This is a genomic window from Sinorhizobium glycinis (genome assembly GCF_001651865.1).
Lineage (GTDB): Bacteria > Pseudomonadota > Alphaproteobacteria > Rhizobiales > Rhizobiaceae > Sinorhizobium > Sinorhizobium glycinis.
Window position 1 is genome coordinate 296,084 of the sequence record NZ_LPUX01000053.1, and the last position, 21,195, is coordinate 317,278.

The 21,195-nt window shown below is 64.1% G+C and carries 23 protein-coding genes; 9 read left to right on the forward strand and 14 right to left on the reverse strand.

Features of this window, described 5'->3' with window-relative positions:
• Positions 1-18: 18 nt before the first annotated feature.
• The 5 genes from pip to cysS are packed head-to-tail and all read right to left on the reverse strand — an operon-like array spanning position 19 to position 3,872.
• Positions 19-981 carry a prolyl aminopeptidase gene (pip, locus tag AU381_RS06335; RefSeq protein ID WP_064240916.1) on the reverse strand — a complete coding sequence of 321 codons (963 nt, stop codon included), beginning with the start codon at positions 979-981 and terminating at the stop codon, positions 19-21.
• Positions 978-1,478, reverse strand: a complete 501-nt coding sequence (locus AU381_RS06340) for a GFA family protein (RefSeq protein WP_064241833.1) — start codon at positions 1,476-1,478, stop codon at positions 978-980. The genes pip and AU381_RS06340 overlap by 4 nt, the downstream gene beginning before the upstream one ends.
• Positions 1,478-1,954 carry a GFA family protein gene (locus tag AU381_RS06345; RefSeq protein WP_064240917.1) on the reverse strand — a complete coding sequence of 159 codons (477 nt, stop codon included), beginning with the start codon at positions 1,952-1,954 and terminating at the stop codon, positions 1,478-1,480. Before AU381_RS06345 ends, AU381_RS06340 begins: the two co-directional genes overlap by 1 nt.
• Complete coding sequence (locus AU381_RS06350; protein WP_064240918.1) at positions 1,947-2,432, reverse strand: GFA family protein; 486 nt, start codon at positions 2,430-2,432, stop codon at positions 1,947-1,949. The genes AU381_RS06345 and AU381_RS06350 overlap by 8 nt, the downstream gene beginning before the upstream one ends.
• Positions 2,433-2,471: 39 nt before the next feature.
• Positions 2,472-3,872 (reverse strand): cysteine--tRNA ligase, encoded by a 1,401-nt coding sequence (gene cysS, locus AU381_RS06355; RefSeq protein WP_064240919.1) that lies wholly within the window; start codon positions 3,870-3,872, stop codon positions 2,472-2,474.
• A gap of 513 nt (positions 3,873-4,385) precedes the next feature.
• Here cysS and AU381_RS30225 point away from each other — a divergent pair.
• Complete coding sequence (locus AU381_RS30225) at positions 4,386-4,553, forward strand: hypothetical protein (protein ID WP_164476166.1); 168 nt, start codon at positions 4,386-4,388, stop codon at positions 4,551-4,553.
• On the opposite strand, the gene AU381_RS06360 is transcribed toward AU381_RS30225, so the two are convergent.
• Positions 4,550-5,326: an SOS response-associated peptidase gene (locus AU381_RS06360; protein ID WP_064240920.1), complete on the reverse strand. Its 777-nt coding sequence runs from the start codon at positions 5,324-5,326 to the stop codon at positions 4,550-4,552. The two genes, AU381_RS30225 and AU381_RS06360, sit on opposite strands and share 4 nt — an antisense overlap.
• Before the next feature lie 60 nt (positions 5,327-5,386).
• Here AU381_RS06360 and AU381_RS06365 point away from each other — a divergent pair, with 60 nt between their 5' ends.
• From AU381_RS06365 to AU381_RS06400, 8 genes are all read left to right on the forward strand, one after another.
• Positions 5,387-5,857, forward strand: coding sequence for an NUDIX hydrolase (locus AU381_RS06365; RefSeq protein WP_064240921.1), 471 nt, complete (start codon positions 5,387-5,389; stop codon positions 5,855-5,857).
• Positions 5,854-6,297, forward strand: coding sequence for a TIGR02301 family protein (locus AU381_RS06370; RefSeq protein WP_064240922.1), 444 nt, complete (start codon positions 5,854-5,856; stop codon positions 6,295-6,297). Before AU381_RS06365 ends, AU381_RS06370 begins: the two co-directional genes overlap by 4 nt.
• Positions 6,298-6,559: 262 nt before the next feature.
• Complete coding sequence (locus tag AU381_RS06375) at positions 6,560-6,829, forward strand: hypothetical protein (protein WP_018239227.1); 270 nt, start codon at positions 6,560-6,562, stop codon at positions 6,827-6,829.
• A gap of 28 nt (positions 6,830-6,857) precedes the next feature.
• Positions 6,858-7,607 carry a hypothetical protein gene (locus AU381_RS06380; RefSeq protein WP_064240923.1) on the forward strand — a complete coding sequence of 250 codons (750 nt, stop codon included), beginning with the start codon at positions 6,858-6,860 and terminating at the stop codon, positions 7,605-7,607.
• A gap of 191 nt (positions 7,608-7,798) precedes the next feature.
• Positions 7,799-8,647 (forward strand): CAF17-like 4Fe-4S cluster assembly/insertion protein YgfZ, encoded by an 849-nt coding sequence (gene ygfZ / locus AU381_RS06385; protein ID WP_064240924.1) that lies wholly within the window; start codon positions 7,799-7,801, stop codon positions 8,645-8,647.
• A complete protein-coding gene (locus tag AU381_RS06390) occupies positions 8,644-9,252 on the forward strand; it encodes a YfbR-like 5'-deoxynucleotidase (protein WP_064240925.1) in 609 nt (202 codons plus the stop codon). The genes ygfZ and AU381_RS06390 overlap by 4 nt, the downstream gene beginning before the upstream one ends.
• Position 9,253: 1 nt before the next feature.
• On the forward strand, positions 9,254-9,793 hold the full coding sequence (locus AU381_RS06395; protein WP_064240926.1) for a tyrosine phosphatase family protein: 540 nt from the start codon (positions 9,254-9,256) through the stop codon (positions 9,791-9,793).
• Positions 9,783-10,763, forward strand: a complete 981-nt coding sequence (locus AU381_RS06400) for an NUDIX hydrolase (RefSeq protein ID WP_064240927.1) — start codon at positions 9,783-9,785, stop codon at positions 10,761-10,763. The genes AU381_RS06395 and AU381_RS06400 overlap by 11 nt, the downstream gene beginning before the upstream one ends.
• A 57-nt stretch (positions 10,764-10,820) precedes the next feature.
• Here AU381_RS06400 and AU381_RS06405 read toward each other — a convergent pair whose 3' ends face one another.
• From AU381_RS06405 to AU381_RS06440, 8 genes are all read right to left on the reverse strand, one after another.
• Positions 10,821-11,339 carry a superoxide dismutase family protein gene (locus AU381_RS06405; RefSeq protein WP_162273415.1) on the reverse strand — a complete coding sequence of 173 codons (519 nt, stop codon included), beginning with the start codon at positions 11,337-11,339 and terminating at the stop codon, positions 10,821-10,823.
• Positions 11,340-11,440: 101 nt separating this feature from the next.
• A complete protein-coding gene (nadC, locus tag AU381_RS06410) occupies positions 11,441-12,343 on the reverse strand; it encodes a carboxylating nicotinate-nucleotide diphosphorylase (protein ID WP_064241834.1) in 903 nt (300 codons plus the stop codon).
• Positions 12,344-12,396: 53 nt separating this feature from the next.
• Complete coding sequence (locus AU381_RS06415; RefSeq protein ID WP_064240929.1) at positions 12,397-13,995, reverse strand: L-aspartate oxidase; 1,599 nt, start codon at positions 13,993-13,995, stop codon at positions 12,397-12,399.
• A 45-nt stretch (positions 13,996-14,040) separates the two neighbouring features.
• The gene (nadA, locus tag AU381_RS06420; RefSeq protein WP_064240930.1) at positions 14,041-15,120 is read right to left on the reverse strand and encodes a quinolinate synthase NadA; all 1,080 of its coding nucleotides are present in this window, start codon (positions 15,118-15,120) and stop codon (positions 14,041-14,043) included.
• Positions 15,121-15,287: 167 nt separating this feature from the next.
• A complete protein-coding gene (locus tag AU381_RS06425) occupies positions 15,288-16,529 on the reverse strand; it encodes an MFS transporter (RefSeq protein WP_064240931.1) in 1,242 nt (413 codons plus the stop codon).
• Positions 16,530-16,659: 130 nt separating this feature from the next.
• The gene (locus tag AU381_RS06430; protein ID WP_064240932.1) at positions 16,660-17,511 is read right to left on the reverse strand and encodes an MOSC domain-containing protein; all 852 of its coding nucleotides are present in this window, start codon (positions 17,509-17,511) and stop codon (positions 16,660-16,662) included.
• A gap of 81 nt (positions 17,512-17,592) precedes the next feature.
• Positions 17,593-18,249, reverse strand: coding sequence for an HD domain-containing protein (locus AU381_RS06435; protein ID WP_064240933.1), 657 nt, complete (start codon positions 18,247-18,249; stop codon positions 17,593-17,595).
• Positions 18,246-21,044 carry a DUF2339 domain-containing protein gene (locus AU381_RS06440; RefSeq protein WP_064240934.1) on the reverse strand — a complete coding sequence of 933 codons (2,799 nt, stop codon included), beginning with the start codon at positions 21,042-21,044 and terminating at the stop codon, positions 18,246-18,248. The genes AU381_RS06435 and AU381_RS06440 overlap by 4 nt, the downstream gene beginning before the upstream one ends.
• Between the last annotated feature and the right edge of the window lie 151 nt (positions 21,045-21,195).

The window sequence follows — 21,195 nt, forward strand, 5'->3', positions numbered from 1 at the left end:
AATCGGTGCGGGGTTCCGCTATTCGGTCTTGCCGGCGAATCTGTCGGTCGCGCGGATCAAACGATCGAGAATGCCCGGCTCGGAATAGGCATGCCCTGCCCCTTCGATCAAATGGAATTCGGCCTCGGGCCAGGCCTTGTGCAACTGCCAGGCATATTTGGCCGGACACGGCATGTCGTAGCGGCCGTGCACGATCACGCCAGGAATGCCGTGGAGCTTGTGCGCATCACGGAGCAACTGCCCTTCCTCGAGCCACCCGGCGTTGACGAAGAAATGGTTCTCGATCCGCGCAAAGGCATCGGCGAACTCTTCTTCCTCGAAGCGGGTGCTGGTCGCCGGCTCGGGCATAAGCGTGATCGTCTCGCCTTCCCAGATGCTCCAGGCCTTGGCCGCCGCAAGCCGCGTCGTGCGGTCATCACTGGTCAGGCGGCGGTGATAGGCGCGCATCATCTCGTGACGCTCGTCCGGCGGGATCGGGGCGAGGAAGCGTTCCCACTTGTCCGGAAACATCTCCGACACGCCGAACTGATAGTACCAGTCGAGCTCGGCCCTGGTGAGCATATAGACGCCCCGGACGACCAGCTCGGAGACGCGCTCGGGATGCTTTTCGGCATAGGCGAGCGCCAGCGTCGATCCCCAGGAGCCGCCGAAGACCAGCCATTTTTCAGCGCCGGCGAGTTCGCGCAGCCGTTCGATGTCAGCGACAAGATGCCATGTCGTATTGGCCTCGATCTCGGCATGCGGGGTCGACTTGCCGCAGCCGCGCTGGTCGAACAGCGTCACGTCGTAGAGCGCCGGATCGAAGAGGCGCCGATGGTTCGGCGAGACCGTACCGCCCGGACCACCGTGCAGGAACACGGCTGGCTTCGCCCCGGGCGTGCCTGCCTTCTCCCAGTAGATCCCATGGCCGTCGCCAACCTCGAGGCGACCCGAGGCATAGGGTTCAATTTCAGGATAGAGAGTTCTGAGCACAGTACTCACGGCAGGTCTTCCTCGGGCGGCCAGTGGATAGTGTCGAAATCGGGATGCTGACGGTTCGATTCCAGCACACGCAGATGGCGCGCGGCGGCTTCTTCGCTGCCGTCGTCCGTTTCACGTTCCGGAAGGCGTGGCAGATGCGAGAACCAGACCATGCGCGACTCGACAGCGGACTGATAGACAGGATGGACGTCGTCCGGGTCATCGAGCGAGCCGAGCGCGATGTTCAGGAAATTCGCGTCCGGCATGTCGTAGAACAGCGGCGTCCCGCAATTGCGGCAGAAGCCGCGTCGCACCAGATCGGAGGAACGGAACCAGGAAGGCTGGCCGCGTGTGATGCTGAAATCCTCGCGCGCGATATTGGCAAGCGGCAGGAAATAATTTCCCGCCGCCTTCTGGCACATGCGGCAGTGGCAGATATGCGGATCGTCGAGCGTGCCCTCGGCACGGTAACGCACCTGGCCGCATTGGCACCCGCCCGTGAAGATGCGCCGGATCATCATGCCCAGTGCCCTGCCGACGGCCACTGCTCCGTCTCGTGATCCGGATGCTGGAAGGAGATGATCTGTTCCTGCCGCGCGTAGTAATCCTGATCATTGTGAACCGGCTGGTCGAAGATCGTGTCGACCCATGGCAGGCGGGCCTGGTAGTTGACCTGGATCCGCGGCGCGAGATCGGAGCGGTCGTCGAAGGCGCCGATCGCGATCTCCAAACCGCCGGGGTGCCGATAGGTCAGCGGCGTACCGCATTTCGGGCAAAAGCCGCGATCGATGTTGACCGAGGACTGGAAATAGCTCGGTTCGTCGCGCGTCCATTCGATCCCGTCCTTCGGCGCCGTCACCAGGGCCGAAAAGAACGAACCGAACTGCTTCTGGCACATGCGGCAATGGCAGATCGACGGGCGTCCGAGCTCGCCGCGGATGCGGAATCGGACAGAACCGCACTGGCATCCTCCAGTTCTGATGGCGTCACTCATCGTCTCTCCTCCGGGGCCAGGTTTCGGTGTCATGATCGGGATGCTGATAGGAAACGAGGTGGGCCAGGTAAGAGGCCGCGTCGACGTCGGCCATCGTCTCCTCGCCGGGGAGGCTCGGCACGCGATCGACATAGGGCAATTTCGCCTCGGTACCCCACTGAATGATCGGCGCTATGCCTTCGGGCCTGTCGAAGGCGGCGATCGCCAGCGCCATGCCGTCCGGCGCTTCGAAGGTGAGTGGCGTGCCACAATCGCCGCAGAAGCCGCGCCAGACCGCATTGGACGACTGGAACCGCTTGCGCTGCCCCCGTGTCCAGGCGACGTTCGCGCCGCGCACCGAAACGAGCGGCAGATAGAAATTGCCGCTCGCCTTCTGGCACATGCGGCAATGGCAAACCGAGGCGTCGCCGAGCTTGCCCTCGACGCGGAAGCGGACCGCGCCGCATTGGCATCCGCCGGTACGGATATCGTCAGCCATATCTCCTCCTCGTCCGCAGGTGCCGCCGTGGCCGCGCCTTCAGATCTGCGATCGTTTCACTTCCCAGGTGGTCACCCGTTCACCTGTTTCCGGATCCTTGCCGTCCTTGAGCTGGATGCCCCGCGCCAGGAGATCGGCGCGAATGCTGTCTGCTTCAGTATAGTTCTTCGCCTTCAGCAGTTCGAGGCGGGCCCGCACCCGACCATCGATCTCCTCTACGACCGCCTCGTCGAGTTCGATCTCCTTCGGCAGAACGCCGATCAGCGCCGCGCTTGCAGCGAAGGCGCCGAGATACTGCGCATCCGCCGACGCCTTCTGCGCCAGGCCGTGCAGGGCCTGGATCGCCGCGACGGTGTTGAGGTCGTCCGCCAGCGCAGCCACGACCGCGGCGTCCACCTCCCCCGTCGCGTCGCCCGGAACCGGCCATCTGGAGAGCAGGTGCTCGGCTTCCTCCAGCCGCTTGATGGAGAAGTCGATCGGCTCGCGATAGTGCGTCATCAGCATCGCAAGCCGCAGCACCTCGCCCGGCCATTTGCGCCCCCCGAACGTCTCCGTGTGCAGGAGCTCGTAGATGGTGACGAAATTGCCCTCGGACTTCGACATCTTGCGGCCTTCGACCTGCAGGAAGCCGTTGTGCATCCAGACATTGGCCATGACGTCCGTGCCGTGCGCGCAGCGCGACTGGGCGATTTCGTTCTCGTGATGCGGGAAGATGAGATCGAGCCCGCCTCCGTGAATGTCGAATACTTCGCCGAGATAGCGGCCGCTCATCGCCGAGCATTCGATGTGCCAGCCGGGCCGGCCGCGTCCCCATGGACTGTCCCAGCCCGGCTCATGCTCCTGCGAGAGCTTCCAGAGCACGAAGTCGCCAGGATTCTTCTTGTGCGCCTCGACCGCGACGCGGGCTCCGGCCTGCTGCTCGTCGAGGTTCCGCTTCGAAAGCTGACCATAGTCCGTCATCGACTTCGTGTCGAAGAGCACCTCGCCCTCGGACTGATAGGCATGGCCCTTGGCGAGGAGCTTCTCGATGATCTCGACCATCTCTGCAATGCTCTCGGTGGCGCGCGGCTGAACGGTCGGGTCGAGGCAGCCGAGCACCGCGGCATCGTCGAGGAACTGCGTCTCGGTCTTCTCGGTGACGCGGCGGATCGCTTCGTTCAGCGGCAGGCCGGGATAATCGCGCCGCGCCCGCGCATTGATCTTGTCGTCGACGTCCGTGATGTTGCGCGCATAGGTGACATGGCTTTCGCCGTAGACATGGCGAAGCAACCGGAACAGCACGTCGAAGACGATGATCGGCCGCGCATTGCCGATATGGGCATAGTCGTAGACGGTCGGGCCGCAGACATACATGCGGACGTTTAGAGGGTCGATCGGCCGGAAATCGGCTTTTTCCCGCGTCAGCGTGTTGTACAGTTTCAAAGTCGGCATTCCGCCCATCCCAAATCTCCAAGTCTGCATGCAACCGTAGCACTATGCGACGGGGCGGCCCGCGCGTTTGTCATCTTGGATTTCGGGAGACGAAAACGGCCAGGCCAGCGGATCGCTAGCGAATAATCTTCCGGCAAATAATGCAGATAACCGTTTTCATGGCGATCCTTATCGCGCGTCGCATGGCGCCGGTCAAGAGGTCAGCCGCATGCAAGCAAAGGTGGGAACAGGCAATTGGACGGCCATGGATTTGTCACGATTTGGCTCGACCGGAGCATCGAGCGGGAAACGCGATTCGCGCTGCACTTTCGTGCTGCATCGGATGCGTGTTTCCCGCGGAACAAGGAGAAACGCCGTTTTCGGGCACAAAAGCGAAGACGAAGCGTTTCCGATCTACAGCGCCGTGGTCTTATCAGACGCACAAAGGTCGCTGTAGCACTTTGAAATGCTGCATGTTTTTTCCTTAAATCGGCTCCGATTTAAGGAAACATGCAGTAGGGAAGCATCAAGGAGAACATTCACATGAAACCCGCCAAGACGCCCGGCTCCAAGCCACCGGCAGCCGATCTCGTGGCGAAATACCGGCCGGTCGGTCTCAAGGCCGTACTCGCCGCCGCACTACAGGCCAAGGCCAAACCTGCCGGCAAGACACTCGCCAAGCATCGCGCGACAGGACGGAGCGCGTACTAAAACAGGGTCAGTTGTCCGTTGTCCCTTTGACCGTCCTCGGCGGGAGTTCGTCTCGCCGAGATCGATGCCATGGGCGCGACTTCGTCCTGGAGATCGGGCCCGACATTCGCGACATTGTTGACCCTATCCGACACCGGTATCGCCTCGAAAAAATCCTCGGGCGGCGGAACCAGGAGGTCGGCAATGTCGCGCGGTTCCCGCGTCCTGCAGTCCAGCCAACGGGAAGATTCCTCCGGCGGGATCACGACGGGCATGCGATCGTGGATGTGCCGGATCGCCCTGTTGGCGCCCGTGGTGAGAATGGCGGCAGTGTCGACTTCGGAACCGTCGGCTGACGACCAGGTCTCTATGAGACCGGCGAAGGCGACGATGCCGCCCTTCTTCGGCCGGACCCAATAGGCTTGCGAGGCCTCACCGCTGCCTTTCGGCGGGCGGTGCCATTCATAGAAGCCGGATGCCGGCACCAGAATGCGGCGGTGGCGCATCGCGGCCCGGAAGGCAGCCTTGTCGGTCGCGGTCTCGGAGCGCGCATTGATCAGCAGCGGAAATGTCCGTGGATCCTTCACCCAGCCCGGCGTGAAGCCCCAGCGGACCAGCAGCGCCCTGCGATCGGGCAGGTTGCTGCCCGGCTCCGCCCGCTCGGAAGCGACGATGATGAGAATCGGCTGGGTCGGGGCAATATTGAACCGCTGTGGAAAGTCTTCCACCTTCAGCAGGCCAAACAGTTCCAGCAATTCTTCCGGGCTCGCCGTCAGCGCAAAACGTCCGCACATGACATCGATGTGGCACTTCACGTAGGATGGGTCAACGACCTATATGAACTTAGCCACACGATGACACGCCAGCCCCAACTCGCTTCCTCCGCCATCATCGAACGGAATGGACGCTATCTGCTCGTCCGCCGGGCCAATCCGCCGTCGGCCGACATGTATGCCTTTCCCGGCGGCCGGGCGGAGCCGGGCGAGACTCCGGCCGAAACCGCCTTGCGCGAACTCACTGAGGAGACCGGGATCTGCGGCCGCGATCCGGTGCTTTTCGAGAGCTACGACCTCGTTCCGAGCGGCGCGGAGAGCCGGCATTTCCTGCTCTCCGTCTTTACGGTCGAGGCGGATCCCGATTGTGACGCCATTGCCGCGGACGATGCGGCCGATGTCGGCTGGTTCACGCCGGAGGAGATCTTCGCCCTGCCCATTCCGGAGAGCGTCCGTCATTGTGTGGAAAAACTGGCCGGTGGTCGGCCGTCGATCCGCCCGAGCCGCGACGCCCTTGCAAGCGGCGCCGATTCGGATTTGATGGACCCATGACCATTGCGCCGTTTATCTTCCGACTCCTCCTGGCCGGCACCGCGCTCGCGATCGCGGCGGGGGCCGCCGCGCAGGAGGCGGCCCCCGCCCCTCAGGACACGCAGGCCGCCGCTCCGCCTCCAGTCGAAGACAAGCCGCCTCCCTATGAGCAGCGCCTCATCCGCTTGGCCGAAATCCTCGGATCGGTCCACTATCTGCGCAATCTCTGCCTCGGCAAGCCCGAAGACAGCTGGCGCCGCTCGATGCAGGAGCTGATCGACAAGGAGAGTGCCGACGAGCCGAAGCGGCGCGAGCGCATGACGGCCGCGTTCAACCGTGGGTACAGAACCTTCGCCTCGGTCTATACGGTCTGCACCGAGCCCGCGACGCTCGCCGAGGAGCGATACCGTGCCGAAGGTGCAACACTTGCTTCCGAAATCGTCGCGCGCTTTGGAAATTAGGGGGATATTAACCTCTTTTTCCGCCGGCCCGTGTCGTTTCGGGAAAAGGCTGCTAAAGTCCGTTAAGAGAGTGGTAAGGAGTAGCCGGCCTGTCTGCCCGTTCAGTTCCGGTTCAGCGGAGAGGCGCTATTGCATGTATCCTTAGATCGGATCCGATTTAAGGATAGAACATGCAGCAACTTGAAGTGCTACAGCGACCTTTGCACGTCTGATAAGACGCGCGGCGCTGTAGGTTAGCCAACTGTACGTGATGGAAGCCCGCATGGAACGAATGATGGAACCAAGCCTGACCGACATCGACGACATGATCGTTCACGAGAAAATGCAGGCGGCCCTGGAACACCAGAACGAAGCCTGGGCGGACGGCATGGCGGATGGAATCGAGCCGGAAATCATCGCCGACGCGGCAATTGCGCTGGCCATGCGGGAAACCATTCGGCTGCATGGCGAAGATGGCGCCGAGGCCATGCTGAATTCGCTTCGTGAGCGCATGCTCGCCGGAGAGTTCTCCCCACAGCGGTCAATCCAATAGCATCAGGCCAATAGCATCAGGACTGCCCATGACCCGGAACCTTGCAGGCCGTGCCAGAGCGGCGCGCCTCGTCATGCTGTTGCTGGCGGGCGCCGTTTCTTACGTCCCCATGGCGGCTCCGGCTGCATATGCGTTGAGCGAACTCAAGGGCACGCCTCCTCCCGCTCCCGCTGACAGCGCTGAGAACTCGGCGCCGGCGGAGACGCCCGAGGCTGGGCCGGAAGAGCCGCTCGAAATTCCGATGCCCGATCCGCTCGTCGACAAGGCTGCGACCGAGGCCAAGGATCAGGGCGCACCCGAAGTGGTCCAGCCGGTCGAGGTTCTGACCGACGTCTCGAAAATTCCAGCTCCCGTCGCCCGGATGCGCGAGCTGATTGTCGAAGCCGCAGCTTCCGGCGACATCGAGCGGCTGCGCCCCCTGCTCGGCAAGGGGCCGACCCAGACGCAGGTCAGCGGCAGCGGCGGCGATGAGGATCCGATCGCGACTCTGAAGGGTTTGTCCGGCGACCAGGATGGCGTCGAAATCCTCGCGATCCTGCTCGATGTTCTTTCGACCGGCTTCGTCCTTGCCGACAAGGGCACACCGGAGGAAGCCTATGTCTGGCCCTATTTCGCCGAAAAACCCTTGTCTTCCTTGACCCCTCCGGAGAAGGTCGACCTCCTCCGGCTGGTCACCGCCGGCGATTTCGCCGGCATGGAAGAATTGGGCAACTACAATTTCTATCGCGTCGGGATCGCACCCGACGGCCAGTGGAAATTCTTCGTCGCGGGCGATTGAGCATTGCTCCTGATTTTGGACGCGGGATGCGGGCGGAAAACCGCTTCGCACTTTTCCTCATCCCGCTGGAAGTTCGGACGCGGGATGCGGGCGGAAAACCGCTTCGCACTTTTCCTCATCCCGCTCTGCGCGCTTGCCCTTCCGCAGCGGAAATCCTACCTCTTCGACAAAGAGAACGGGATTCGAAAACCATGCCCAAACTTCGCCTCGACGACCGCGCAATCATCAGCGTTTCCGGCAACGACGCTGAAGCACTGCTGCAGGGGCTGGTCACGACCGACCTCGGCGCGCTGGCCGAGCACGAAGTGAGACCGGGTGCGCTGCTGACGCCGCAGGGCAAGATTTTTTTCGACTTCCTGATCTCTCGCGATGGAGGGGTGCTGCGGCTGGAAACGTCCCGCGACCAGGCCGACACGCTGTTGAAGCGGCTGACCATGTACAAGCTGCGCTCGGCGGTTGAGCTCTCCCTTCTCACCCCGGCGCCGGTCGTGGTCACCTTCGGGGAGGAACGGCCCGAAGCCGGGTATCGCGACCATCGGTTCGAGAAGGCAGGCATGTCGGTGTTCCGCCTCTATCACGAAATCGCCGGCGCAGAGGCCAGGGTCGCCGATTACGACCGGCTGCGGATTGAAGCTGGTATCGCGGTTGCTGAACGCGACTACGCGCTGCAGGACGCCTTTCCACACGACGTGCTGATGGATCTGAACGGTGGCCTTTCCTTCCGCAAGGGCTGCTATGTCGGCCAGGAGGTCGTCTCAAGAATGCAGCACCGAGGCACGGCGCGGCGCCGTGTCGTCATCGTCTCCGGCGAGGCCCCGCTCCCGCCGACGGGCACGAATGTTTCCGTCAATGGGCGTCCGATCGGCGCGCTCGGTACCGTGCAGGACAAGGCGGGGCTTGCAATCGTGCGCATCGACAAGGCGGGCGAAGCGATCACCAAGGGCGACCCCATTGTCGCCGGCGAGGTGCCGGTGACGCTGACACTGCCCGCCTGGACCGGGCTTGCCTTTCCGTCCGAGACGGACGAGGCGAGCGCATGATGAATGCGCGCGCATGGCAGCGTATGCTTTCCGGCCGGCGGCTCGATCTGCTCGACCCCTCGCCGCTCGACGTCGAACTTTCGGATATCGCCCACGGGCTTGCCCGGGTGGCCCGCTGGAACGGGCAGACGATTGGCGACCACGCCTTTTCCGTCGCCCAGCACAGCCTGCTGGTCGAAGATATCTTTCGCCGCACCAACCGCTGCAACGCGACCGACTGCCTGATGGCGCTCCTCCACGACGCGCCCGAATATGTCATCGGCGACATGATCTCGCCGTTCAAGGCGGTTGTGGGCGGTGGCTACAAGACGGTCGAAAAGCGCCTCGAAAGCGCCGTCCACCTGCGCTTCGGCCTGCCGCCCCATACGCCCAGGGAACTCAAGGAGCGGATCAAGAAAGCCGATCGCGTCGCCGCCTATTTCGAAGCGACCGAACTTGCCGGCTTCGCACCGGAGGAGGCGCGCAAATTCTTCGGCCAGCCGCGTGGCGTCACGCGCGAGACGCTGCTGATCGCCCCCTTGCCGGCCGTCGACGCGCAACGGCTTTTCGCCGAGCGCTTCACGTTCCTGGAGGCGGAGCGCGCCAGGATGAGCCAGGAGGCCTGACATGGCAGGCATCGTCGTATCGCCGCTCGGCCGCATCGCGGAAATGGCAGTCCGCCACGGCTGCCGCGAAATGCTCAGCCTGGTCGCCAAGGGACAGGATTTTCACCGCCCCGGCATTATCGATCGAGACAAGCATCTGACGATCGGGGTCAACGACATCAGCTTTGCCGGCACGGGCGACCTGATCGCGCCGCAGGAGGCGCATGTCGCGCAGATCATCGACTTCGCCCGCAACTGGGACCGCTCGCGCCCGCTGCTCGTCCATTGCTGGATGGGAGTCTCGCGCTCGCCCGCTGCGGCGCTGATCGCGGCGCTTGCCGTCGAGCCGGACCAGGACGACGACGCGCTCGCGAAGCGCCTGCGGCTTGCCTCGCCCTTTGCGACGCCGAATACTCGGATCGTGGAGATCGGCGACGAGGCGCTATCGCGGCGGGGAAGACTCGTCGCTGCAGTGAAGGCTATCGGCCGCGGCGCGGATGCCGACGGGAATGCCCCCTTCCTGCTGCCTCTCCTCCCGGAAAATCAGCGTCATGCAGACTGAGGGGCTGCCGGTCACCGTCGAGATTGGCCTCAACGCGGTCATCGTCGCCGTCGTCAACCGCAGTCCGCGCATCCTGGCGGTCAGCGAAACCGACGGCGACGCACGCGACAGCCTGCCCTTCGGCCCCTTCGATCCGGCCCGCCACCGCACGTTCGAGGCGAGCCTTCGCGCCCGCGTCGAAAAGCGAACCGCGCTCAAGCTCGGCTATATCGAGCAACTCTACACGTTCGGCGATCGCGGGCGCCAGCGCCTGCCGGGTGAAGAAGGCAAGCATATGGTCTCGGTCGGCTATCTGGCGCTGACGCGCACCGATGCTGAGAACAACGAGAGACTGGCGGAGGCCGGCGCTAATTGGCGGGACTGGTACGGATATCTGCCCTGGGAAGACTGGCGGCAGGGACGACCTCAAGTGCTCGACCAGACGATCCTGCCTGCACTTGTCCGCTGGGAAGTCGGTCTCGCCGCCGACGAGAAATCAGTTGCGAGTGCGCAGCGACGGTCGCGCGTGCGGCTGGCCTTCGGCCTCGACGATTTCCCCTGGGACGAGGAACGCGTGCTGGAACGCTACGAACTGCTCTACGAAGCCGGGCTGGTGCGTGAAGCGGTGATCGACGGCCATTGCCGCGAGTCCGGCAAGCCGGCTGCTGGGCTGGCGATGCGGCACGATCATCGCCGCATCGTCGCAACCGCCGTCGCCCGGCTGCGTGGCAAGATCAAGTATCGGCCAGTGGTCTTCGAATTGATGCCGCCGGAATTCACCCTCACGGACCTTCAGGCAACGGTCGAGGCGATCTCCGGCCGCCATCTGCACAAGCAGAACTTCCGCCGGTTGGTCGAAGGCGCGGAACTCGTCGAGCCGACGGGAGGCACGCTTGCCTCCACCGGCGGCCGGCCGGCCGCGCTCTTCCGCTTCCGCCGACAGATTCTCGACGAGCGCCCTGCCCCCGGCCTCAAGGTCGGTGGACGATGAATTGCTTTTGTGCATGTCGTTGTCCCAAAACCGCTGCACACTTTTGGGCGACATGCACTATTTGATGACGGCGCAGGCGAGCCGGTCACCGGCATCTCCGGCCGGTTGGCTGCGGTTGTCGTCCGAGCGCGCATGGAGGACCAGAGCGCGCCCGCGGATCGCCGTCGCCTTGTCGTCCAGCGAGACGAAGCTGTTGAAAATCTGAGCGCGCAGCACGCCGTCGGCACCCACATATTGGTTCGGCATGTCGCCGGCATGCGGCCCTTGGGCGGCGAGGAAGCCATGCTCCGCGCCCTCGTTTCCGTCGACAAAATGCTTGCCGGCAGACTCGAATCCGTCCGCAACGTCGCAGCGTCCCGTTTCGTGAACGTGGAAGGCGATCCATGTATCCTTGGGGAGGCCGCTGACCTCCATCTCGATCAGCACGCCCTTGCCGCCGGAGGTCAACGTCGCCCGTCCGGTGTCCGTGCCATCCTTACCGACGAATTCGGCCGTCGCCGTCTGCGATGATTGTTGCGCCGAGGCATCCGCCGCCAGTCCCACGGCGGCGGCGAGCGCGATTACCACCCTGATCATCATCGTTCCTTCCTCGCTGTCGGTTTGAGGAGCAACGCGCGGTTGCCCATCTCGTTCCCGTGGCCATTCCGGACGATGTGGCACTGATGGCGCAGCTTGGGTCAGATCGAAATGTCGAGCCCGATGTCGAGGGTCGGCGCCGCCATGGTGATCTTCGACGTCGAGATATAGTCGACGCCGGTCTCGGCGATCGCCCGTATCGTCTCGATCTTCACATTGCCGGATGCCTCGAGCCGGGTGCGGCGCGGATCGCCTGGATAGGCAGCGGCGCTCAGCCCCCAATGTCCGGCATTGACGGCCACCGCCTCGCGCAGGAGGTCCGGACCCATATTGTCGAGCAGGACGACGTCGGGTGCGGCGGTCAGCGCGTCGCGCAGCTGCGTCAGTCCGTCCACCTCGACCTCTAGCTTGACCAGATGGCCGCAATAGGCGCGCGCCGCACGGATCGCGCCGGCGACGCCCCCGGACACCGCGATATGGTTGTCCTTGATCAGCACCGCGTCATCGAGGCCGTAGCGATGGTTGGAGCCGCCGCCGAGGCGAACGGCGTATTTCTCGAGCGCGCGAAGGCCCGGGATGGTCTTGCGGGTGCAGCAGACCTTGGCCGCCGTATGGGCGATTTCGTCGGCGAACTTCGCCGTGTAGCTGGCAATTCCCGAGAGGTGCATGAGGAAATTGAGGGCCACGCGCTCGGCCGAAAGCACGCCCCGGGCCCGGCCCGAGATCCGCGCGACCGAGGCACCCGGCGCGACGCGATCGCCGTCCGCAACCAGCGCTTCGAAGCGGATCGAAGGATCAACGAGGCGGAAGGCGGTGCGCGCCAGGTCCAGCCCGGCAACGACACCCGCTTCGCGCACGCTCATATTCGCGGTCGCCGTCATGTCCGGTCCAATGGTCGCCAAGGTGGTAATGTCGCCGGCTCGGCCGAGGTCTTCCAGAAGTGCTGATTTCACCTGCTCCTCGACCATAAGGGCGGGCAGTTCAGGACGTAGGGCGGCGGTCATGAGCTTCCTTCCGATTTCGTCGTTGTTCTCCGCAACGGGAACGGCCCCCGGCATCAAGCCGGCTCCGTCTCGATTGCCTCGGCGGCCAGGCGCTCCGCCTGCGCCAGCGTCAGATAGGTGCGCCGCTGCCACTCCGGACGTTCGGTCGGGCAATCGGCGCGGAAATGACCGCCGCGGCTTTCGGTGCGCTGCAGGGCGGCGACGGCGATGAGCTTGGCCGTGGTGATGATGTTGGAGAAGCGCAGCCGCGTATTGACCCGCTCCAATTCGGCGATCTCGCGGATGGCGTGCAGCAGGCTTTCGCGCGTGCGCACGACGCCGACGCATTCGCTCATCAGGCCACGCAGCCGCTTGAAGGGCGGGCTGTCCTCGACGGTCACCGGATCGTCGCTCTCGCCAGCATTGTCTCCCCATTCCGTGAGCTTCGGCGCCGGGAGCGTACCCTTGATGTTTTCTGCGATCCGCGCGGCGAAGACCACCGCCTCGAGCAGGGAATTGGAGGCCAGCCGATTGGCGCCGTGGACGCCGGTCGAGGTCACTTCGCCCGCCGCCCAGAGACCATCGATCGAGGTACGGCCTTCTCCGTCCGTCAGCACACCACCCATGTGGTAGTGAACCGCCGGAGCGACGGGGATCGGTTGCGTCACGGGATCGATTCCAGCCGCCATGCAGGAAGCGTAAACGGTCGGGAACATCTCCGGGAAATGCGTGCCGATCGCCTTGGTGCAGTCGAGGAAAGCGCCGCGCCCGGCCTTGACCTCTGCGAAGACGCCGCGGGAAACGACGTCGCGCGGTGCAAGCTCGCCATCCGCATGGATGTCGAGCATGAAGCGATGGCCCTTCGAATTGACCAGGATCGCGCCGTCGCCGCGCAAGGCTTCGGTCGCAAGCGGTGCCGGATCCTTGCCGATATTGATCGCAGTCGGGTGGAACTGCACGAATTCCGGATCGGCGATGATGGCCCCTGCCCGGGCCGCCATGCCGACGCCCTGGCCGCAGGCTTCCCACGGATTGGTGGTGACGGCGTAAAGGTGGCCGAGGCCGCCGGAGCAAAGCACGACGGCGCGGGCCGGGAAGGATACGCGGGTCTTCGACTGGCCGGCATCCGGCCGCGCGACGACGCCCGAAATGAATCGTCCCTCGCGCACCAGTTCCTCGACCACATAGCCTTCGATCACGCGGATAGACGGAGTGCTGCGCACGGCGGCGATCAGCGCCTCCATGATCGCCTTGCCGGCCATGTCGCCCTTGACGCGCACGATGCGCCGCTCGGAATGTGCCGCCTCGCGGGACAAGAGCAGCTTGCCCTCGAGATCCCGGTCGAAGGGCACGCCGTATTCAAGAAGATCGTGGATACGCGCCGGACCTTCGGCGACCATCATCCGGGTCATCTTCTCGTCGACGATGCCGGCACCGGCAGCGACTGTATCGGCGACGTGCTTTTCGAAAGTGTCGCCGGTGTTCATCGCCGCGGCAATCCCGCCCTGCGCCCAGGCGGAGGAAGCGCCGTGGCCGATCGGCGCGGCGGCAAGAATGGTGACGGGGCGCGGCGCCAGCTTCAGCGCGCAGAAAAGCCCGGCAAGGCCGCCGCCGACGATGACGATGTCATCGATCCCGTTGAAGGATTGCGGGCGGAAGTGGTCAGTCAGCATGGCTCGGTAACTCCTCCAACGGTGCCGGCTCGCAGCCGGCGCAAATTACTGCTTGAGGTTCACCATGCGCTCGACCGCGAGGCGCGCGCGGTCGGCGATCGCCGGCTCGACCAGAACCTCTTCCGTCATGTTGAGCAGGCTGTCGAGGATCTTCGGCAGCGTGATGCGCTTCATGTGCGGACAGAGATTGCAGGGCTTGACGAAATCGACGCCTTGCACCTCCGCCTGGATGTTTGAGGCCATCGAGCATTCGGTGACGAGCAGCACCCGCTGCGGCCGCTTGTCCTTGACATAGTTGATCATGCCGGAGGTGGAGCCCGAGAAATCGCAGACTTCGATCACATCCGGATGGCACTCCGGATGGCCGATGATCTCGATGCCCGGATTGGCCTCCTTGTAGGCGAGAAGTTCGGCCGCCGTGAAGCGCTCGTGGACCTCGCAATGGCCCTTCCAGGTCAGGATCTTCTTGTTGGTCTGGCGGGCGACGTTCATCGCCAGATATTCGTCGGGAATGCAAAGCACCGTATCGGATTCGAGGCTCTCGACGACGGCGAGCACGTTGGACGAGGTGCAGCAGATGTCCGTCTCCGCCTTCACATCCGCCGAGGTATTGACATAGGTGACGACCGGCACGCCGGGGTAGCGCTCTTTGAGCAGCCTTACATCCGCACCGGTGATCGACTCGGAAAGCGAGCAGCCTGCCTTGGCGTCGGGGATCAGCACGGTCTTTTCCGGATTGAGCAGCTTCGAAGTCTCGGCCATGAAATGCACCCCGCACTGGACGATGATCTCGGCATCGACCCTGGTGGCGTCGCGGGCGAGCTGCAGGGAATCGCCGACGATATCGGCGACGCAGTGGAAGATATCCGGCGTCTGGTAATTGTGCGCCAGGATGACGGCGTTGCGCTCCTTCTTAAGCCGATTGATCGCATGAACATAGGGTGCATAGGCCGCCCACTCGAACGGCGGGATGAAGTCCTTGACCCTTTCGTAGAGATGCTCCGTCTCGCGGGCGATTGCCGGCGTGAAGGTGAGGTCCGGCCTTTCGATGATGCCGTAGCGCGCCGCGGCACTCAGGAAGGCCGGCGCAGGTGCTACGTCCGCGCGAAGGTCAAGACTGGTCATCGAGCTCTCCTCTCTCGCCGTTGCCGGCCTCCCATTATGCTCAAAATGAGCATAATTAGGTCAAAACAAAAGCGGCTGAGCCGCGGCGACTGATTTAGAAAGTTTTGTGACAGATTTCAAGGATCGAATGTCGCGCCCGAGATATTCTCGGGCGCGTCGGATCAGCTTCAGGCCATCGCCGGACGCGCGACGCCCCTCTCCTCGATCGGCCAATGGACGATGGCCGCGAAGACGCCGAGCCCGACCCCCAGCCACCAGACAGGATCATAGGACCCCAAGCGGTCGTAGAGATAGCCGCCCATCCAAACGCCCAGGAAAGAGCCGATCTGGTGCGAGAGGAAAACGACTCCGCCGAGAAGTCCGAGATGGCGCGTGCCGAACATGATCGCCACCAGCGCATTGGTCGGCGGCACCGTCGAGAGCCACAACAGGCCCATGACCACCGCGAAGATGACGACCGAGGTCGGCGACTGCGGCAGAAGCAGGAAGGCTGCAACGGCAATCGATCGGCCAAGATAGATGAGTGCCAGGAAATACGGCTTCGAATAGCGCTGGCTGATGAAGCCGGCCGACAGCGAACCGATGATATTGAAGAAGCCGATCAGGGCGAGAGCGATCACCGCATAGCGCGCGTCGATGCCGATGTCGCCGAGATAGGCGGGGAAATGCGCCGTGATGAAGGCGACCTGATAGCCGCAGACGAAGAAGCCGGAGACGAGCAGGAGATAGCTTCTGTGCGCGAAAGCCTCCTTGAGCGCCTCTCCGACGGTCTGCTTGGAAAGCGCTTCGGAGTGCCGCCCGGAGGCCGCGTTGCCGCGCAACGGGATGGCGAAGAGCGGCACGAGCAGCATCAGGAAGCCTAGATAGACGAGACTGTCGGACCAGCCATATGCGGAAATCAGCCCCTGGCTCAGCGGCGCGAACAAGAACATGCCGGCCGATCCCGCCGCCGTGCCGATGCCGAAGACAAGCGCGCGCTGGTGAGGCGCGACATTGCGGGCGAAGGCCGACAGCACGATGCCGAAGGAACCGGAGGCAACGCCCAGACCGACGAGCACGCCGCCGCCGACATGCAGCCAGATCGGCGCACTGGCGAAAGCCATGATGAAGAGCCCGCTGGAATAGAGAAGACCGGACAGCGCCAGCATGCGCCAGGTGCCGAACTTGTCGGCCAAGGCCCCGAAGACGGGCTGGCCGAGGCCCCAGCAAAGGTTCTGGATCGCCATGGCAAGACCGAATGTCGTCCGGTCCCAGCCGGTGTCGGCGAGCATCGGCAGTTGGAAGAAGCCCATGGCCGACCGTGGACCGAAGGTCAGCATCGCAATCATCGAACCAGCGGCGATGATCAGCCACGGCAGGTGATGATGGTGATGGAGTGCGTGGGCGTCGCCCTGATTGGCAGCAGACATTGGATGCTCCGGTTTCTTGAGGGCGCATGCTATGTCGGCGCTCAAATTGAGCCAAGCCAATTAAATTGACGATCGGTTCACAGGAATTGATGGCCGCCTGCAGGTGCAGTTGTCCCGCCGGCCGAGCGCGTCATTCAACGCCGCGCCGCTTCATCGGCCAGCGTTCGCTCCGGCGGCGAACGACCTTCGCCTCGTCGCCGAGCTTCACAATCCCTTCGCCCCTTGGCACGGCGTTCCAGCCAAAGAGCACGCCCGGCACCCGGCGATCCGCGGACATGCGCTTTTCGGCGAGCCCCTGGATCGGGTTGCCGCCGATGCGTTCGCCGGTCCTCTGATCCTGCGTGGTCATGATGCACCGCGCGCAGGGCTTGACGAGATCGAAGACAATGCCGGCGATCTCCAGGCTTTCCCACACGTCCTCGGCCCAAGACTCGTCGCAGTCGATGAGGATGTTGGTGCGGAAGCGCTCCATGCCGACCGGCTCCTGGCCCTTGTCGGCGAGCGTTCGATTGAGGTCTGCCAGAGAACCAGTCGTCGTGATAAGCACCGGAAAACCGTCTGCAAAGCCGACCGGAGCAGCGATGCCGGCCCATTCGGCGCCCACGAAACGCTCCGCCACCTCGTCCATGTACACGAGCTTCACCGGCCGCCCGAACCAGGCCGACAGCGTTTCGTTCGTGCCGTCATCGGCAACGGCAGCATTCACGTCGCTCGACCAGACGCGGACATCCAGCCTGTTATCCGGATCGAACCGGACGGAGACTTCGTTGGCATTCATCTTCAGATGCACGCCGCTTTCGATGTGCGTCGCTTCGACCTTAGCCAGCGCCTGCAATTCGCGCTGCGTGATGAACTGGCCATCGGGCTCGACGACCATGAATCGCCGGTCGCCTGCCAACCCGTCGAGATTGACCGTCACGGCCGTTAGCGGCACGGCGCGCCCGCTCTTCAATGGATAGATATTGAGACCGGTGACTTTCATCGCGCCTTTCCAAGTTCAGAGATCGATTCAGGCCGTTCGCGATTTGATTCATCGCGCTGCAGCAACATACTGAAAATTCGTCTAGATTTCATCGAGCAGCATGGCAAGCACGCTGCGCAGCCGCGTCTGCCGCTCCAGCGCCAGGCGACGCCCCGCCGCGGTCTGGAACCCGTCGGCGAGACGGAAGAGCTTCGTCTCGAAATGGTCGATCGCAAAGGCCTTGTCGTCGAGCGGCCTGTCCTCGGCCAAGGGATCGAGCGGATCATAGAGGCCGCTTCCCATGCGGCCGGCGATATAGAAGCAACGTGCGGCGCCGACCATGCCGATCGCGTCGAGCCGGTCCGCATCCTGCAGGATTTTCGCTTCGAGCGTCTCGGGCGCCATGTTGGCCGAGAAGCTGTGCGTCAGAATGGCATGGGCAACGGCAGAAATTTCCAGCGTATGCCAGCGGAGGCCGTCGAGAATCTGCCAGGCTTTTTCAGCGGCGAGCCGCGATGCCCCGGCCCTCAGCGGCGAGTTCTTCTCGACGGCGACGCAATCGTGCAGCAGGACGGCGGCGGCGAGTTGACGGCTGTCACCGCCCTCCTCCTCCTGTATGCGCGCCGCGTTCTTCCAGACCCGGATGAGATGTGCGGCGTCGTGCGAACCATCGTCGCCGGAGAATGCATGCGGCAGGAGCTGGCCGGCGAGCTCATCATGCGGCGCGAAGGCGGCGGCCAGGGCGTGAAGGTGCGTCATGCCTGGCGCGCTCCCTCTCCTGGCGCTTCAACCGCTCCCGACGGATCAGCCGAACCGCTCCCCCTGCTGGAGAGTATCTTCTGATAGAAAAGCCCGATGCCGATCAGCACGCCGCCGAGGCCGATGAAGGAGAGTGCCCGCAGGAAACCTTCGAGATTCGACATGTCGACGAGGAAGACCTTGAGCACGGCAATAAAGACCAGCACGGCGGAGGCGATGCGGATGCTCTTCGCGTTGAAGCGTGAGCCGGCCACGAGCAGCAGAACGCCGAGCACCAGCCAGACCACCGAGTAGGAGTAGGTCTCTCCCTGGAGGAAGCCTTTCCAGTCGGCGACGCTTTCTCCCTGCCAGAAGCGACGCACACTCAAAGTCGCCCAGGCGAAGGCAAGCACCGCGCCGCTCACCGCAAGCGCCATGACATAGGGCTGCGGGCGTCGGCCTCGCGCATACCAGGCGAGGCCGGCATAGCCGATGGCAGGCAGCAGATAGCCGATGAAGAGCAGGTCGAGGAAGGGAATTCTGCCGAGCAGCTCGCCGCTGAAATAAGGATTGAGCCCCACGAGATGCGCCGCGAGCACCGACAGCATGGAGAGCGCGCCAAGCGCCATGCCCCCATAGCTGAACACCGGGCTTGGCGATCTCCCGTCGAGCGTCATGAAGATGCCGGAAGCGCCGATGGCAAGCAGCGTGTAGATCGCCTGCTCGCCAAGGGTCGGCACGGAACTATCGAGCACCCCGTTGTTCATCGCGTGGCGCACCAGGATCGCGAGCGTCAGGAGCACGAAGAGACTCGCGAGCGCCTGCAGCAGGTTGCGCACGCGCAGGTCCCGAGAAGCGCGCAGGAAATAGGCGCAGGCGACGAGCAGCACTGCCGGTATGCCGTAACCCGGCAGAAGGGCATTGAAGACTGGCGTCGTTCCGAGATTGCCGGGACCGACGATGGTCGGCTCCCAGGCGATCCTCGCAAGGACGGCTATGGCGGCAGCCACGGTCACCCAGGGCAGGACCGGCCAGCTGCGGACGCGCGTTGCAAAAGTGTACGCAGAGCCGAGGAGCGCGATGACAAGCGTCGTGGCCAGTCCGTCCGTCCAGGCGTGCAGGCCAATGACAAAGAGGTCCAAGGAGCCGAGCGCCAAAAGGCCGGCTGTAATGTTAAGCTCATGACTTTCGGCGTTCCGACGGTAGAGCCATTCGACAAGCCCAAGCATGAACAGGCCGCCCGCGAAGGCGGCAAGCCCGTGCGGCAGATCGAAGGCGAAATTGGCCGTCATCACGAAGGACATGGCGAGGAGCGCATTCGGCACGACGGCGGCGATGCCTGCCCAGAGCATCGCGAACTGCAGCTCACTGGCAAACCGCGAAAGCACGACGGCGGCCAGCATAAGAAAGAGCGCCGCCAGGATCATCGCCGTCAGCATGGCCGTTCGGCCTGGAATGACGATCTCCGGCGCCGCGAGCGACGGCTCGATATGGGCCAGGACACCGCTCAGCGCCGTCAGGCTCCATGTGCCGACGATCGAGCCGACCGCGGCAAACAGAGCAGGATAGGGCGCCGTTGCCCGCAGGGCGCCGACGGCGGCAAGCAGTGTGACCACGATCACGAATTCGGCGACCGGGAAACGCGCGGCCTCGACGGCCGGACTGATGAAGAGAAGGGCCAATAGAGTGGCCACGATCGCCCCCGAGAGGGTGATCGCTGCATGGGGCGGCTTAAACAGCCTCTCCCAAGGGTCTACGGCATCCGTTGCGCGGTCCCCGCGGACTACGCCGCCGGGCCAGATCAGGCTGATCCCGGCGATCATGACGGCCAGCGCGGCGGTCACCGGAGGCGCCTCGAAGGGCATGGTCAAGGCAACATAGGCAAGTCCCCAGAGGCCGAGACCGGCATTGGCGAGTGTCGGCACGGCCGTCCATCGCCGCAGGCGCGAAGCGGCGAGCGTGGCAAGCCAGGCGGTACCGAGGAAGCCGAACAGCACCCAAGGCCGCGGTTCGGTGCTCGAGACGAACAAGGGCGTGAGGAGCGATGCCAGGAGACCAAGGCCGGCGAGCGCCTGGCCATGCAGCAGCGAGAGGCCGACGGTCGCCAGCGAGACAGCCGCCAGCAGGGTGAAAGCGGAAGTTGCGCCGATATAGCCGTAAATGTCATGGGCGGCATAGACGACGCCGAACAGCGTGACGGCGCCAGCCGCGGTCAGCACGCCGGGGATCATGGCATTGCGGAACTCGTCCGCGATTGTCGGCACCGCCCGGCGCCGTATCACTTCGCCGGCGACCCCCAGCGCCAGCCCGAACACCGCCGCAAGCGTCAGGCGAACCGCCGGGCTCAGCAGTCCCGCTTCGATCGAGTATTGCACGAGGAAGTAACCGCCAAGCGCGAGTGCCAGCCCGCCGACCCAGACCGGCCAGCGCCCGCCGATCCGGCTTTCGAGGCTCTCAGCGGACCGCGCGGCAACCGGTTGGGCGGCCGCGACGCTTGCAGGCTCGCTGCTTGCCGCGGCCTCCGCGCCCTCTGTGCCCGACGCGGCGCCGCTGAAGATCCGGGCCCCCTCCCGCGCCTGCGACCACGGTCCGGGGGCGGCCTCTTCTTCCACTACGGGAGCAGCAGGCACCTCGACCTCGTTTCGGTCGGCGGATGCAAGATCCGACGCCTCCTCCACAACACCCTGCTTCGCGAGCCGTGCGATCTGCGCCTTCAGGCTCTCGATTTCGGCATCCAGACGATCGGCAGTCCTGCGGCCACCGAGGAAGGCGGCAAGCGCCATGGCAAAGGCAACAAGGGCGATAAGCTCAAGCATGGGTCCCCCGACACCACGACGACTGGTGAAACGATTCGCACAAGTTAGCCCGGAATGCCAGCGGAGACATCCGCTTGAACATCCCCTTCCTCGCAACCGCAGGTTTTTGCCGTGGACACGAATATGCATAAGGGCAGAAGAGCCGTAATCT

Coding starts and splice junctions, on each gene's coding strand:
- AU381_RS06340 (WP_064241833.1), bottom strand. CDS start 1,478: ATGATCCGGCGCATCTTCACGGGCGGGTGCCAATGCGGCCAGGTGCGT.
- AU381_RS06345 (WP_064240917.1), bottom strand. CDS start 1,954: ATGAGTGACGCCATCAGAACTGGAGGATGCCAGTGCGGTTCTGTCCGA.
- AU381_RS06350 (WP_064240918.1), bottom strand. CDS start 2,432: ATGGCTGACGATATCCGTACCGGCGGATGCCAATGCGGCGCGGTCCGC.
- cysS (WP_064240919.1), bottom strand. CDS start 3,872: ATGGGCGGAATGCCGACTTTGAAACTGTACAACACGCTGACGCGGGAA.
- AU381_RS30225 (WP_164476166.1), top strand. CDS start 4,386: ATGAAACCCGCCAAGACGCCCGGCTCCAAGCCACCGGCAGCCGATCTC.
- AU381_RS06360 (WP_064240920.1), bottom strand. CDS start 5,326: ATGTGCGGACGTTTTGCGCTGACGGCGAGCCCGGAAGAATTGCTGGAA.
- AU381_RS06365 (WP_064240921.1), top strand. CDS start 5,387: ATGACACGCCAGCCCCAACTCGCTTCCTCCGCCATCATCGAACGGAAT.
- AU381_RS06370 (WP_064240922.1), top strand. CDS start 5,854: ATGACCATTGCGCCGTTTATCTTCCGACTCCTCCTGGCCGGCACCGCG.
- AU381_RS06375 (WP_018239227.1), top strand. CDS start 6,560: ATGGAACGAATGATGGAACCAAGCCTGACCGACATCGACGACATGATC.
- AU381_RS06380 (WP_064240923.1), top strand. CDS start 6,858: ATGACCCGGAACCTTGCAGGCCGTGCCAGAGCGGCGCGCCTCGTCATG.
- ygfZ (WP_064240924.1), top strand. CDS start 7,799: ATGCCCAAACTTCGCCTCGACGACCGCGCAATCATCAGCGTTTCCGGC.
- AU381_RS06390 (WP_064240925.1), top strand. CDS start 8,644: ATGATGAATGCGCGCGCATGGCAGCGTATGCTTTCCGGCCGGCGGCTC.
- AU381_RS06395 (WP_064240926.1), top strand. CDS start 9,254: ATGGCAGGCATCGTCGTATCGCCGCTCGGCCGCATCGCGGAAATGGCA.
- AU381_RS06400 (WP_064240927.1), top strand. CDS start 9,783: ATGCAGACTGAGGGGCTGCCGGTCACCGTCGAGATTGGCCTCAACGCG.
- AU381_RS06405 (WP_162273415.1), bottom strand. CDS start 11,339: ATGATCAGGGTGGTAATCGCGCTCGCCGCCGCCGTGGGACTGGCGGCG.
- nadC (WP_064241834.1), bottom strand. CDS start 12,343: ATGACCGCCGCCCTACGTCCTGAACTGCCCGCCCTTATGGTCGAGGAG.
- AU381_RS06415 (WP_064240929.1), bottom strand. CDS start 13,995: ATGCTGACTGACCACTTCCGCCCGCAATCCTTCAACGGGATCGATGAC.
- nadA (WP_064240930.1), bottom strand. CDS start 15,120: ATGACCAGTCTTGACCTTCGCGCGGACGTAGCACCTGCGCCGGCCTTC.
- AU381_RS06425 (WP_064240931.1), bottom strand. CDS start 16,529: ATGTCTGCTGCCAATCAGGGCGACGCCCACGCACTCCATCACCATCAT.
- AU381_RS06430 (WP_064240932.1), bottom strand. CDS start 17,511: ATGAAAGTCACCGGTCTCAATATCTATCCATTGAAGAGCGGGCGCGCC.
- AU381_RS06435 (WP_064240933.1), bottom strand. CDS start 18,249: ATGACGCACCTTCACGCCCTGGCCGCCGCCTTCGCGCCGCATGATGAG.
- AU381_RS06440 (WP_064240934.1), bottom strand. CDS start 21,044: ATGCTTGAGCTTATCGCCCTTGTTGCCTTTGCCATGGCGCTTGCCGCC.